At 64.7% G+C, this 13874-nt stretch carries 10 protein-coding genes; 3 read left to right on the top strand and 7 right to left on the bottom strand.

What is annotated here, in order from left to right; genetic code table 11:
* Nucleotides 1–2: 2 nt before the first annotated feature.
* The 4 genes from ACQKOE_RS04765 to ACQKOE_RS04780 all read right to left on the bottom strand — a co-directional run bounded on the left by ACQKOE_RS04765 (nucleotide 3) and on the right by ACQKOE_RS04780 (nucleotide 3894).
* Nucleotides 3–521 (bottom strand): rhodanese-like domain-containing protein, encoded by a 519-nt coding sequence (locus tag ACQKOE_RS04765; protein ID WP_427511763.1) that lies wholly within the window; start codon nucleotides 519–521, stop codon nucleotides 3–5.
* Nucleotides 522–569: 48 nt separating this feature from the next.
* Nucleotides 570–1316, bottom strand: coding sequence for an N-formylglutamate amidohydrolase (locus ACQKOE_RS04770; RefSeq protein ID WP_427511764.1), 747 nt, complete (start codon nucleotides 1314–1316; stop codon nucleotides 570–572).
* Nucleotides 1313–2110, bottom strand: coding sequence for a 4-(cytidine 5'-diphospho)-2-C-methyl-D-erythritol kinase (locus ACQKOE_RS04775; protein WP_427511765.1), 798 nt, complete (start codon nucleotides 2108–2110; stop codon nucleotides 1313–1315). The genes ACQKOE_RS04770 and ACQKOE_RS04775 overlap by 4 nt, the downstream gene beginning before the upstream one ends.
* Before the next feature lie 134 nt (nucleotides 2111–2244).
* Nucleotides 2245–3894, bottom strand: coding sequence for an electron transfer flavoprotein-ubiquinone oxidoreductase (locus ACQKOE_RS04780; protein WP_427511766.1), 1650 nt, complete (start codon nucleotides 3892–3894; stop codon nucleotides 2245–2247).
* A gap of 84 nt (nucleotides 3895–3978) precedes the next feature.
* Between ACQKOE_RS04780 and ACQKOE_RS04785 the strand changes: the two genes are divergently transcribed.
* From ACQKOE_RS04785 to ACQKOE_RS04795, 3 genes are all read left to right on the top strand, one after another.
* On the top strand, nucleotides 3979–4746 hold the full coding sequence (locus ACQKOE_RS04785) for a hypothetical protein (protein WP_427511767.1): 768 nt from the start codon (nucleotides 3979–3981) through the stop codon (nucleotides 4744–4746).
* 75 nt (nucleotides 4747–4821) lie between these two features.
* The gene (locus tag ACQKOE_RS04790) at nucleotides 4822–6567 is read left to right on the top strand and encodes a lytic transglycosylase domain-containing protein (protein ID WP_427511955.1); all 1746 of its coding nucleotides are present in this window, start codon (nucleotides 4822–4824) and stop codon (nucleotides 6565–6567) included.
* A gap of 192 nt (nucleotides 6568–6759) precedes the next feature.
* The gene (locus ACQKOE_RS04795) at nucleotides 6760–7839 is read left to right on the top strand and encodes a PA0069 family radical SAM protein (RefSeq protein ID WP_427511768.1); all 1080 of its coding nucleotides are present in this window, start codon (nucleotides 6760–6762) and stop codon (nucleotides 7837–7839) included.
* Between the two features lie 414 nt (nucleotides 7840–8253).
* Here ACQKOE_RS04795 and ACQKOE_RS04800 read toward each other — a convergent pair whose 3' ends face one another.
* From ACQKOE_RS04800 to dnaE, 3 genes are read right to left on the bottom strand one after another with little or no spacing between them, the layout of a single operon-like run.
* The gene (locus ACQKOE_RS04800; RefSeq protein ID WP_374589736.1) at nucleotides 8254–8661 is read right to left on the bottom strand and encodes a DUF1330 domain-containing protein; all 408 of its coding nucleotides are present in this window, start codon (nucleotides 8659–8661) and stop codon (nucleotides 8254–8256) included.
* A complete protein-coding gene (locus ACQKOE_RS04805) occupies nucleotides 8661–10250 on the bottom strand; it encodes a long-chain fatty acid--CoA ligase (protein WP_427511769.1) in 1590 nt (529 codons plus the stop codon). Before ACQKOE_RS04805 ends, ACQKOE_RS04800 begins: the two co-directional genes overlap by 1 nt.
* A 27-nt stretch (nucleotides 10251–10277) precedes the next feature.
* A complete protein-coding gene (gene dnaE / locus ACQKOE_RS04810; RefSeq protein ID WP_427511770.1) occupies nucleotides 10278–13748 on the bottom strand; it encodes a DNA polymerase III subunit alpha in 3471 nt (1156 codons plus the stop codon).
* Nucleotides 13749–13874: the final 126 nt, after the last annotated feature.

Here is a 13874-nt window from a genome sequence, read left to right on the forward strand (position 1 = left end):
AATCAAGCCGGTTTCAGCGCGCGGTTCCACGGCATCACGGCAAGCAGCCGCGCCATGCCGCAAAAACCGCTAACCCCGGCGAAGGTCAGGCCCGCGCCGACGAAGCCGGCAAGGCCGAACAGCGCCGGAGTCAGGAACAGGCCGCCCAGCACGCCAAGCAGGACCAGAAGGCCCGCCGCAATCTGCACCTGGCGCATCAGGTCAATCGGCGCCTTGCGGTTGATCTCGGTCGCAAAACCGGCCTTCTTCCAGCCATCGACGCCGCCTTCCAGGATATAGCACGGCCCTTCTGCCGCCGCGGCCAGCGCCGGGGCATGGGCTGCCGTGCGCATCCCGCTGCGGCAGTGGAAGATCACGGTTCCGCGTTCCAGCTTGGCTTCGGAAAGGCTGGACAGCGGCTGGCAGCGCGCGCCTGCGATCCGTTCGCGCGCATGTTCGTCAGGCTGGCGCACGTCGATCAGAACCGCGCCCTGATCGATCAAACGACGCGCCTCGGCGGGAGAGATAGTGGGAATGGACATACGGCTTCCTCTTTGAATTAGGCTTTCCTTATTTTAGGAAGTTCTAATTCAATTGCAAGAGGGATCGTTTCCACCAATTTCCAGTGCGACCCGGTTGGCGATCCGCGTCAGTCGCTCGGCCCATACCGCCTGACCACCTGCGTCGCCGATCTGGTCCTGCCTGATTTCGATGCCCAGATAGGGCCGCCCATCAGCTTCGGCGTGCCGGTTCATCGTGTAATTGAGCAGCTTGCCTGAATAGGGTTGCTGGTCGCCCACCACCAGACCCTCTGCCTCCAGCAAGGGGATCGCAATCCGCGCCGCGCGGTCGTCCTCGTTGTAAAGCACGCCGACTTGCCAGGGGCGCCGCTGATCGGGGTGGCTTTCGAGCTCCGGCGTAAAGCTGTGGAGCGACAGGATCAGCGAAGGCGGACAGGCCACCAGCAATGCGGCCAGGGCATCATGATAAGGATCGTGGAACCGCGCCAAGCGCGCCGCATGGGCCGCTTCGTCCAGCGCGTTGCCGGGTATCGCATGACCGTCGCTGGCAATCGGGATCACCCCCGGAGCATGAGGTTCGCGGTTGAGATCGCAGACCAGGCGGCTGATATTGCCCTGGAACGCAGCGATCCCGGTGCGCTGCGCCATCAGCTCGCCAATAGCGCCAACGCCAATGTCCACAGCAATGTGCAGGTCCAGCAAGGCCGGATCGATCCCCAGGGCAATATCGTCGGGCACACGGTTGCTGGCGTGATCGGACACGACCAGGATGCCGCCAAAGCGCGGCGTGCCGATCAGGCGGAAGGCCTCGTTCACCGCAAGGCTCCGGCCAGGGTCCACCAGTCGGCAGGCATGGCCTGTTGCGCCTCGCTCCGGTCCTCAGCGCTGCCGAACAGGGCAAAGCAGGTCGCGCCCGAACCGGACATGCGCACCAGAGTCGCCCCGGTTTGGCGGAGGCGATCCAGGACTTCACCAATGACGTGGCAGATTTGCAGGGCGGGTAGTTCCAGATCATTGCGACCGGCAAAGGCAATCTCGCGCGCGGTGCCCAGCGGCATGGCACCGCGATCCAGCCCGTCCCAGGCCTTGAAGACCGGCCCGGTGGAAAGCGGCACGCGCGGGTTGACCAGCAGGACCGGGGTTCCGGCCAGATCGTTCTCTACCGGCTCCAGCTCCGTCCCGGTCCCGCGCCCGATGCAGGCCAGGCTTTGCACGCAGGCGGGAACATCCGCGCCCAGCCTGGCCGCGCGGGCGTGCCAATCGGCAGGCAAGCCATATTCCCGCTCGACCAGCCGGAACAGCGCTCCCGCATCGGCGGACCCGCCGCCAAGGCCAGCGGCGACCGGCAGGTTCTTTTCCAGCGTCACTGCCCAGCCCTGCGGGCGGCGCAGAGTGGCCAGCGCCTGCATCACGATATTGCCAAACGGATCGGCCAGTTCGCCGCCGAATTCGCCGACCACTTGCAGGCGATCCTGCGCGGCTGGGACAACACTCAACCGGTCGCCCGCATCGACGAAAGCGAACAGGGTTTCCAGCTCGTGATAGCCATCGTCCCGCCGCTTGCGGACGTGAAGGGCCAGGTTGATCTTGGCGTAGGCGGTTTCGATCATGCTTCCTCCCCGGCACGGGGAGGGGGACCGCCGCAGGCGGTGGAGGGGGCTATCCAACAAACACCGTTCATGGGGCGAGCCCCCTCCACCAGCTTCGCTGGTCCCCCTCCCCGCAAGCGGGGAGGAAGAACAAGTCACATATTCGGATAGTTCGGACCGCCGCCGCCTTCGGGCGTGACCCAGTTGATGTTCTGGGTCATGTCCTTGATGTCGCAGGTCTTGCAGTGGACGCAGTTCTGCGCGTTGATCTGCAAGCGCGGCTCGCCTTCTTCTGCTCCGACGAATTCGTAGACGCCGGCCGGGCAATAGCGGGCTTCCGGCCCGGCATAGTGCTTCAGGTTCACCTCGACCGGGATCGACGGATCCTTCAGCTGCAGGTGACACGGCTGGTCTTCTTCGTGGTTGGTGTTCGACAGGAACACGCTGGACAGGCGGTCAAAGCTGATCACGCCATCGGGCTTGGGATAGTCGATCGGCTTGTAGAGGTCCGCCCGCTGGATCGCCTCGCAATCGCGGTGGTGCTTCATCGGCTTGGCAATGCCAAAGCCGAACAGGGTGCGCAGCCACATGTCGGCACCGGCCAGGATCGTGCCCAGGTCGCCGCCCCACTTGGCCACCAACGGTTCGGCGTTCTGGACCAGCTTGAGTTCCGTGGCGATCCAGCTGTCGCGTACGGCAGCGTCGTATTCGGACATCGAGTCATGCTCGCGCCCGGAAGCAATCGCGGCAGCAGCGGCCTCGGCAGCGAGCATCCCGCTCTTCATCGCGGTGTGGCTGCCCTTGATCCGGGGCACGTTGACGAAGCCAGCCGAGCAGCCGATCAGCGCGCCGCCGGGGAAGTCCAGCTTGGGCACGGACTGCCAGCCACCTTCGTTGATTGCGCGCGCGCCATAGGAAACGCGGCGGCCGCCTTCCAGGATCTCGCGGATCGCGGGGTGCTGCTTCCAGCGCTGGAATTCCTCGAACGGATAGACGTAGGGGTTCTTGTAGTCGAGCGCGGTGACGAAGCCGAGCGCGACCTGGTTGTTGGCCTGGTGGTACAGGAACCCGCCGCCCCAACTGTCGCTTTCCGACAGCGGCCAGCCCTGGGTGTGGATCACGCGGCCCTGCACGTGCTTGGCCGGATCGATGTCCCACAGTTCCTTGATGCCGATGCCGTAAACCTGCGGTTCGCAATCCGCTTCCAGATCGAAGCGAGCCTTGACCTGCTTGGTCAGGTGGCCGCGCGCGCCTTCGGCAAACAGGGTGTACTTGGCGTGGAGTTCCATGCCCGGCTGGTAATCGGCCTTGTGGCTGCCATCGCGCGCCACGCCCATGTCCTGCGTCGCCACGCCCTTGACCGAGCCGTCTTCGTTGAACAGCACTTCGCTGGCCGGAAAGCCGGGGAAGATTTCAACGCCCAGTTCCTCGGCCTTGCCCGCCAGCCAGCGGCACAGATTGCCCAGGCTGCCGGTGTAGTTGCCGTCGTTCGACATGAACGGAGGCATCGGCCAGTGCGGGATCGACACCTTCTTGCCGCGCGTCAGGACCCAGTGCCAGTTGTCCGTCACCGGGGTTTCCGCCATCGGGCAGCCCTGGTCGCGCCAGTCGGGCAGAAGTTCGTCCAGCGCCTTGGGATCGACAACCGCACCCGAAAGGATATGCGCGCCGACTTCAGAACCCTTTTCCAGGATGCAGACCGAAAGTTCCGGATTGACCTGCTTCAGGCGGATCGATGCGGCAAGGCCGGCTGGCCCTCCCCCAACGATCACCACGTCATACGGCATTGATTCGCGTTCGCTCATGGCCCTAGTCCCACACCCTGTTGGTTGGTTATCTTTCGGCGAAAACCCTTGAAAGGTGCCGCGTGGCAGGTCAAGACCCGTCGCGTGACTTTCTCCGGCCAAACCCCTCCCCATGGCACCGACCTGTCGGCTGACATTGCCGCCGCGCTGGACTGGTGGCGCGAGGCTGGCGTGGACCTGGACTATGACGAGGCCGCGCGAGACTGGCTGGCCGGAGCGGCGCCTGCCGCTACGGATCAGCAGGCCCCGCAGGTTCCGGTCCTGCCTGCTCCCCCGCCCCCGCCGCCCGCGCCGAAGATCGGCGGCGATGCTGCGGCCTGGCCTGCGGACCATGCCGCTTTCGTGCAATGGTGGATGACCGAGCCTTTGCTCGACAGCGGGCAGGTTTTTGGGCGCATTGCGCCGCGCGGGCCGGTCACGGCTCCAATCATGGTGCTGGTCGACCATCCGGAAGCGGCAGATTCGGACCGGCTCCTGTCCGGCGAAGAGGGGCGGCTGCTCGATGCGATCTTGCGCGCCATAGGGATCGAGCCGGACCAGGCCTATGTCGCCAGCGTGCTGCCGCGCCATATGCCGCTGCCCGATTGGGCCGCGCTGGATCAGGGCGGGATCGGGCAACTGGCCCTGCACCACGTCGGACTTGCCACGCCGCAGCGGCTTATCACCTTCGGAAAGCACGTCTCGTCGCTTCTTGGCAACGACCCGGCGAAAACCGCTGACCCTGCGCGCCAATTTTATCAAGTAGGCGCTGGCATACCGGCTCTGGCAGCGCCAGCGCTCGGCACCCTGATGGCGCGGCCACGGGGCAAGGCGGGTTTGTGGCGGGCACTGCTGGACTGGCAGAACGCCTGACGCGGGCCGCAAAAGGGACGAAGCGGGGACAGGTTGGTGACCTTTACGAAGCAGCATCTGCTTGCCGGTCTGGCAATGGCTGTGGCCGCGTCCGCGATTCCGCAGGCGGCCTCTGCCAATTCCGCAGCAATGGAATATTTCACCAAGCGGGCCGATCGCTCTGCCGTCCCGACGTTGCTCAGCGCTGACGAGCGCACCTTTTACCGCGCGATTTTCGAAGCCATCGACAGCAGCGATTGGGCGAAGGTCCAGACCATGTTGACCGAGCGCGCCGATGGTCCGCTGCACCAGGTCGCCAAGGCCGAATATTACCTGGCCGCAGGTTCGCCCAAGATCGAGCTGGACGCGCTCAATGCCTGGCTGGCGGGCGGCGTGAACCTGCCGCAGTCGGAACAGATCCTCAGCCTGGCGCGCAAGCGCGGGGCGACCGCACTGCCCGCGCTGCCGCCGGCCAACCGCCTGGTCAGCCTGCCCACTTTCGCCAAGCGCATCCGCCCGCGCGAAACGGCGGATGGCACCATGCCCGCCGCCGTGGCCGCTTCGATCAATGACAAGATCAAGCTGGACGATCCGGCGGGCGCAAAGATCCTGCTCGACGGGATCGACGCGCTGCTTTCGCCCGGGGCACGAGCCGAATGGCGCTCCAAGGTGGCTTGGAGCTTTTACATCGAGAATGACGACGCCACCGCCCTGGCCGTTGCCCAGACCGTGCAGGACGGCATGGGGCCGTGGGTATCGGAAGGCTGGTGGATCGCAGGCCTTGCGGCATGGCGGCTGGGCGATTGCACCGCTGCGGCCGATGCCTTTGCCCGCACCGCACAGCTTTCCGCCAATGCCGAGCTGACCGCTGCCGCGCATTACTGGAACAGCCGCGCGCTGGTCCGCTGCCGCCAGCCGGAAAAGGCCACGGCGCCGCTGCGGCTTGCCGCGCGGATGGACGAGACGCTTTACGGGATGCTCGCCGCCGAACAGCTCGGCATCAGCCTGCCGCGCACGCATGAAGCACCGGACGCCACCCAGTCGGACTGGCAGCAGCTGCGCGAAGTAGGCAATATCCGCATTGCCGTCATGCTGGCCGAGATTGGCGAGGACGGCCTGGCCGACGAAGTGTTGCGCCATCAGGCCCGGATCGGGCCGCCGTCGCAGTATCAGCCGCTGTCCCGCCTGGCCCGCAGCCTGGGCCTGCCGGGAACGCAGATGTGGATGGCCTATAATGCGCCGCCGGGCGGCAATCCGGAACCGGCGGCCCGTTTTCCGACGCCGAAGTGGTCGCCGGTTTCGGGGTGGAAGGTCGACCCCGCGCTGATCTATGCCCACACCCTGCAGGAATCGATTTTCCGCACCAAGGTGGTCAGCCCCGCCGGGGCGCGTGGCCTGATGCAGATCATGCCGTCCGCAGCCCGCGACCACTCGCGCGCGCTGGGCGTGCCCGGAACCGCCGCCGACCTGGGCAAGCCGGAAGTGAACCTCGCCTTTGGCCAGCGCCACCTGGAAATGCTGCGCGATTCTCCCGGCACGCAAGGCCTGCTGCCCAAGGTCATGGCCGCCTACAACGCGGGCCTCACCCCGATCAGCCGCTGGCAATTCGAAGTGAAGGACCAGGGCGATCCGCTGCTGTGGATCGAGAGCGTCCCCTACTGGGAAACGCGCGGCTATGTGAACATCGTGATGCGCAATTACTGGATGTATGAGCGTCAGGCCGGCGGCCCGTCGGAGAGCCGCATGGCGCTTGCCCAGGGCATGTGGCCGACCTTCCCGGGACTGTCCGGATCGAAGGCGGTGAGGATCGGCAAGGACGGAACGGTATTGCGCGGGCGGTAGGTTGAAGCTCTGATAAAACCGTTCGTGGTGAGGAGGGACCGAAATCGCAGATTGAGGTGCCGTCTCGAACCACAGCGTGCTCGTGCAGCCCTTCGAGACAGCACCTCTGCCTTCGGCTTCGGCGCTTCCTCAGGGCGAACGGCATCACTTAGCTCCCTTGCGCATCCGTTCTTCTTATGTTCTAACTCCAACATGCCGATTCCCGCAAAGGTTCGCGGTCGCGGAGCGCAGAGCGCCGCGGTGCCGCAGCGCTTTGGCCTTGCCGCCCGAGAGGTCGATGGGGACTGGCTCGACACGCGGGAGGGGATCGACGGACCCGGCCCCAAACTGCGCACCACGGTGACGGAAGAGAAAGCCCGCTCGATCCTCTCCTTCAACCAGTCACCGGACATTCCGTTTGACCGCTCGGTGAATGCCTATCGCGGGTGCGAGCATGGCTGCGTCTATTGCTATGCCCGGCCCAGCCATGCCTATCACGACTTGTCGCCGGGGCTGGATTTTGAAACCCGGCTGTTTGCCAAGCCGGACGCGGCGGACCTGTTGCGCAAGACGTTGGCCAAGCCGGGGTACAAGCCGGCGCCAATTGCCATGGGGACCAACACCGATCCCTACCAGCCGATCGAAGAGCGCTATCGCATCACCCGGCAAGTGCTGGAAGTCTGCCTGGAAACCCGTCATCCCGTCACCATCACCACCAAGAGTGCGCGCGTCGTCCGCGATCTGGACCTGCTGACCGAACTGGCCAGGCTGAACCTGGTGGCGGTCGGGATTTCGGTGACCAGCCTTGACCCCAAATTGTCCGGCCTGCTCGAACCGCGCGCGTCCTCGCCCGCGAAACGGCTGGACGCCTTGGGCCAGTTGGCGGCTGCTGGCGTGCCCAGCCACGTGGGGGTGGCGCCACTCATCCCCTCGATCACCGATGAGTTCATTGAAGGCATTCTTGAACAGGCCGGCGGGCGCGGCGTACAGACTGCCAGCTGGATCATGCTGCGCCTGCCCCACGAAGTCGCCCCGCTGTTCCGCGAATGGCTTTCGGTCCAATATCCGGACCGCGCTGCCAAGGTCATGAGCATCGTCCAGTCCGTCCGCAGCGGCAAGGACAACGATCCGGGCTTTTTCACGCGGATGAAGCCGCTCGGCACCTGGGCCGACCTGTTCCGCACCCGCTTTCGCCTCGCCTGCAAACGCCACGGCCTGAACCGCACGCAGCCGGTGCTGGACTGCGCGCAGTTCGTCAGGCCCGAGGAAGGCGAGCAGCTGCGGTTGTTTTAGCAACTCAACGGGCCGTCACCCTGAACTTGTTTCAGGGTCCATTTCTCCGGCAATCCAGCGGGTCACGTTGCAGGCTGCCGCTACGTCATTTGAGCCAAAGAACCATCGGTCCAATCGGCGCGATGGACCCTGAAACAAGTTCAGGGTGACGGGTTCTTACCGTTCCTGTTGAAAAGGATGAGGTTCGCGCAAAGGCGCAAAGGGCGCAAAGGGGGCGGGCCATTTCGCCGCAGGCAGGAGATTATCGCAACCTTGGGCTCACCGCAGGGGGAGCTGCCAAAAATGGCTGCGCCGCGAACCCTTTGCGTCCTTTGCGCCTTTGCGTGAAATCCTGCAACGCTTCGACCTTGCAAAAGGCCACCTGCCCCCCCCGGATCAAGACCGGGGGTGACCGCGTAGGTGACCTTAGCCCTCCTACCCCGCGAACCGGATCAACCGGCTGTCGGCCAAAGCCGCCGTGCGGTGGGGGACGACGTCGCGGATGTATTCCTCGTTCTTGACCATGGCCATGAAGGCAAGGCTGTTGGGATAGCCCATGACGAAGGCTTCGTCCCATTCCCCTTCCGGGCCGGTGACAACGCATTCGATCGGCGCGTCCCAGACCATCGCCGCGCCGTCGCCCGCCACGACGCGCTGGAAGCCCTGCTTGTAGATCTCATAGGCCTCACGCCCGGTCAGCCCTTTGCCGTGCATCGGGTGCCCTTCCGGATATTCCGCCAGATCGCGGAACTTGATCAGGTTGAGCATGTGGATCGGCTTGTCGCGCGGCAGGTCCTTGAAACGCTGCCAATTGTCGCGGCTGGGATCAATATAGCCGGTCACTATGCGTCTTCCAGCTTGTAATCGCGGAACTGGTCGCGCAGGTCCTTCTTGCTGATCTTGCCGGTTGCGCCGTGGGGGATTTCGTCCACGAATTCCACCGCATCGGGCAGCCACCACTTGGCAACGCTCTTGGCCAGGTGATCGCGGATTTCCTGGGCGGTGACTTCTTCGCCCTTCTTCTTGACCACGACCAGGATCGGGCGCTCGTCCCATTTGGGGTGGTAGATACCGATGGCTGCGGCTTCGGCCACGGCGGGGTGGCCGACGGCGGCGTTTTCAAGTTCGACCGAGCTGATCCATTCGCCGCCGGACTTGATCACGTCCTTGGTCCGGTCGGTCAATTGCAGGGTGCCGTCCGGGTGGAGGATCGCCACGTCGCCGGTGTCGAACCACTGCTCGGCATCGGTGGTGTCGGCTTCTGCCTTGAAATAGCGCTTGATCACCCAGGGCCCGCGCACTTGCAGCGCGCCGCTGGTCTTGCCGTCGCGCGGCAGGACCACGGAGGGATCACCAAGGTCGACCGTGCGCAGCTCCACGCCAAAGGGCACGCGGCCCTGCATCTGCTTGATATCGACCTGCGCTTCAAAACCCAGGTCGGCCCAGTCGAAGGTCTTGGCGCCAGTCGTGCCGATCGGGCTGGTTTCGGTCATGCCCCAGGCGTGGGCGACATTCACCCCGGCCTTCATCAACCGCTCGATCATGAAGCGCGGCGCGGCGGAACCGCCGATGATCGCGTGGCGCAGCGTGGGCAGCGTGATGCCAGTCGCGTCCATGTGCTGGAACGTCGCCAGCCACACGGTCGGCACCCCGGCAGAGTGCGTCACCTTTTCACGGTTCATCAGTTCACACAGGACGGCGGCGTCGTTGACCGCGCTGAACACGAACTTCACGCCCGCAGCAGCCCCGCCCCACGGCAAACCCCAGGCCGCGGCGTGGAACATCGGCACGACGGGCAACATCACCGCCGTCGCGTCGAAATCGAAGATCGACGGCTGCAGGCTGGTGATCGCGTGGAGCATGGTCGAGCGGTGTTCGTAAAGCACGCCCTTGGGATTGCCGGTGGTGCCGCTGGTATAGCAAAGCATGCAGGGATCGCGCTCGTCCCCGGTGGCCCATTCGGTATTGCCATCCTCGGCGCCGATCCAGTCCTCGAACTCGCCATTGTCATAGCAGATATAGTGCTTGATCGTGTTCCAGCGCGGCTTCATCCGCTCGACAATCGGGGCGAAGGCATGGTCGTAGAGCAGGACCTGATCTTCGGCGTGATTGGCGATATATTCCAGCTGATCGTCAAACAGGCGCGGGTTGATCGTGTGCAGTACCCCGCCCACGCCCACGGCGCCGTACCAGCTGACCAGGTGGCGCGAATGGTTCATCGCCATGGTCGCCACGCGCTCACCCTTTTTCACGCCCAGCTTTTGCAGGGCCTGGGTCATTTTCAGGGCATCGCGGCGGACTTCTGCCCAATTGGTGCGGGTCTCGCTACCGTCGGCCCAGCGCGTCACGATTTCGCGCCCGGCGTGTTCGCGCGCGGCGTGGTCGATGATCCGCGTGACCCGAAGGTCCCAGTCCTGCATGGCTCCCAGCATTTACCTCTCCGTCCCGATTATGGTTTGCTAAGCGACGAGTTTCAGATGCCCTGCCCCTCGCCGCGCGCTTAATGACACATTGGCAATCCCTTCCACGGTTGCCAAGCGTTCTGCAAGTTCCCCATCGACCATGAAGTCGCGTCCCAGGCGAACTTGCGGTTCTTCGTCGCCGCCCGTGCGCAGGCGGACGATCACTTCGCCCTTGCCGTCGCTGCCGGGCACCAGCAGCATGGCCAGGTCCTTGAACACTTCCGGGCGCAGCACGTCGAACTTCAGCACCATGCTGGCCGCGCTTTTCACCTCGGACAGCGGCCGCGCACCGCGCACGGTGATGCGGGGCGGCTCATCGGCGCTGGGGGAATCGAGTTCGACCGTCAGCAGCAGGCAAGTGCCGTCCTTGGCCCATTGCTGCATCGGTTCGACCAGGATTTCCTCAAAGCAGGCGGCAGAGAACTGGCCGGAATTGTCAGAGAAATCGGCCCGGACAAAGTCGGCCCCGCGCCGCGTCTTGCCCCGGTTCACGCTTTCCACCATCGCCGCCATGACCGCCTGGGCGCGCCCGCCGCCGGGCACCCCGGTTTCCATCAGGCTGGCATAGGACCGCGCGCCATTGGCGCTCGCCACCGCGCGCCATTGCTCCACCGGGTGAGCGGCGAAGTAGAAGCCGAAATTCTCGCGCTCCTTGGCCATCTGCTCGGACTTGGACCAGGCCGGCGTATCGGTCAGGCGCATGGCCGGTGCAGCGTGATCATCGCCGCCGAACAGGCCATGCTGCCCGCTGGAGCGGGTGCGCTCCGCCTCGTCCGCCACGGCCAGCAGCATGTCGGCATTGGCCAGCACCTTGGCGCGGTTCGGCTCCAGCGCATCAAACGCGCCCGCTGCGGCCAGTCCTTCCAGCTGGCGGCGGTTCATGCTGCCCTGCGGCACCCGGCGGAACAGGTCTTCCAGGCTGGCAAAGCGCCCGTTCGCCTCGCGCTCGGCCACGATGGCGTCCATCGCCTTTTCGCCGACATTGCGGATACCGGCCAGGGCATAGCGCACCGCATAGCCCTCTTCGGTCGGCTCGACGGTGAACTCCGCCTCGCTGTGGTTGATGTCCGGCCCTTCCAGCGCCACGCCATTGCGGCGCATGTCGTCCACGAACACCGCCAGCTTTTCCGACTGGTGCATGTCGAAGCACATCGCTGCGGCATAGAATTCGTGGGGATAATGCGTCTTCATCCAGGCCGTCTGATAGGCCAGCAAGGCATAGGCGGCGGCGTGCGACTTGTTGAAGCCGTATCCGGCGAACTTATCGATCAAGTCGAACAGTTCGTTGGCCTTGGCCGCTTCGATGCCGGATTCGCGTTTGCACCCATCGACAAAGCGCTGGCGCTGCGCGTCCATTTCCGCCTGGACTTTCTTGCCCATGGCGCGGCGCAGCAAGTCTGCATCGCCCAGCGAATATCCAGCCAGGATCTGCGCGGCCTGCATGACCTGTTCCTGATAGACGAAGATCCCGTAGGTTTCGGACAGGATGCCCGCCAGCTTCTCGTGCGGATATTCGATCGATTCCGCGCCGTTCTTGCGCCGTCCGAACAGCGGGATGTTGTCCATCGGACCCGGACGGTAAAGCGAGACGAGCGCGATGATGTCGCCGAAATTGGTCGGCTTCACCGCCGCCAGGGTGCGCCGCATCCCTTCCGATTCCAGCTGGAAAACGCCCACCGTGTCGCCGGACTGGAGCAGGTCGTAAACCTGGCTATCGTCCCACGGCAGGGTCGACAGGTCGATCTCGATCCCGCGCTTTTTCAGCAGCTCGACCGCCTTCTTGAGGACCGAAAGCGTCTTGAGGCCCAGGAAGTCGAATTTAATCAGGCCGGTATCCTCGACATATTTCATGTCGAACTGCGTCACCGGCATGTCCGAACGCGGATCGCGGTAAAGCGGCACCAGCTGCGCCAGCGGACGATCCCCGATCACCACGCCCGCCGCGTGGGTGGAACTGTTGCGCGGCAGGCCTTCCAGCTGGACCGCCAGGTCGACCAGCCGCTTCACCTCGTCATCGTTGTCGTACTCGCGCTTGAATTCCGCAGCGCCGTTCAGGGCGCGGGGCAGGCTCCACGGGTCGGTCGGGTGGTTGGGCACCATCTTGCACAGCCGGTCGACCTGACCATAGCTCATTTGCAGGATGCGGCCCGTATCGCGCAGCACGGCGCGCGCCTTCAGCTTGCCGAAGGTGATGATCTGGGCAACGTGATCGTGGCCATATTTGGCCTGGACATAGCGGATCACTTCGCCGCGCCGGGTTTCGCAGAAGTCGATGTCGAAGTCTGGCATCGAAACGCGTTCCGGGTTGAGGAAGCGTTCGAACAGCAGGCCCAGCCGGATCGGATCGAGGTCGGTAATGGTCAGCGCCCAGGCCACCAGCGAGCCTGCGCCTGAACCGCGCCCTGGGCCGACCGGAATGTCATTGTCCTTGGCCCATTTGATGAAGTCGGCAACGATCAGGAAGTAACCGGCAAAGCCCATCTTGTTGATGATGCCTGCTTCGAAATCGAGCCGGTCGAAATAGACCTGCCGTTCCTCCGCCGACATTTCGCCATAGGGCTCCAGCCGCTTTTCAAGGCCCGCGCGGGCATCGTCGACCAGCATCCGCTCTTCGCCTTCGCGGTCCCCGGCCAGGCTGGGCAGCAGCGGCTTGCGCTTGGGCGGAGCAAAGGCGCAGCGCTGGGCAATGACCAGCGTGTTCGCCGTTGCCTCGGGCAGGTCCTCGAACGCCTCGCGCATCATCGGCCAGCTTTTCACCCACCATTGCGGGTTGGAACGGGGCCGATCCGCCGCATCGACGTGGGTTGAATTGGCAATGCACAGCATCGCATCGTGCGCGCCGTAGAAGGCAGGTTCGCCATAGGATGCCGGATTGGTCGCCACCAGCGGCAGGTCGCGAGCATAGGCCAGGTCGATCAGCGCCTCTTCCGCCGCTTCTTCGGCAGGATCGTCGCGGCGGGCGATTTCGATATAGAGTCGGCCCGGAAACAGCCCTTCCAGCCGGGTGCAATAGTCCCGCGCCGTTTCGTCCCGGCCCACGGCCAGCAGACGCACCAGCGCCCCCTCGCCCGCGCCGGTCAGGCAGATCAGGCCGTCGCTGTGCCCCTCCAGGTCGGCAAAGGTGACGTGGGGATCAAGTTCCAGCGGGCGATCCAGGTGCGCGCGGCTGACCAGGTGGCACAGGTTGTTCCACCCCGCTTCGTTCTGGGCATAGAGCGGCAGCCAGTCGATCGGGCCGCCCGCATCGCGGCGAACCCCCAGCAGGGTGCCGATGATCGGCTGGATCCCGGCATCGCGCGCCGCCCCGGCAAAGGACATGGCGGCATAAAGCCCGTTGCGGTCAGCAATGGCGATGGCCGGAAAGCCGCGCTCCTTTGCCAGCTTGGCAATCGCCTTGGGATCAATTGCCCCTTCGAGCATGGAATAGCTCGACAATACGCGTAGGGGGACAAAGGGTTCGAAGGCCATTTGCGGACCCTAGGGTCCAGCACCGGGATTCGCAAAGGGCCGATGCCCAAGCTTTTCACAACTTGCCGCATTTTGCCTAGCCAAGCAGGCCGGGGTATGTTTCCCTTCTGCAATGAATTCAGGGTC

The organism is Novosphingobium sp. NPDC080210, assembly GCF_050281025.1.
Classification (GTDB): Bacteria; Pseudomonadota; Alphaproteobacteria; order Sphingomonadales; family Sphingomonadaceae; genus Novosphingobium.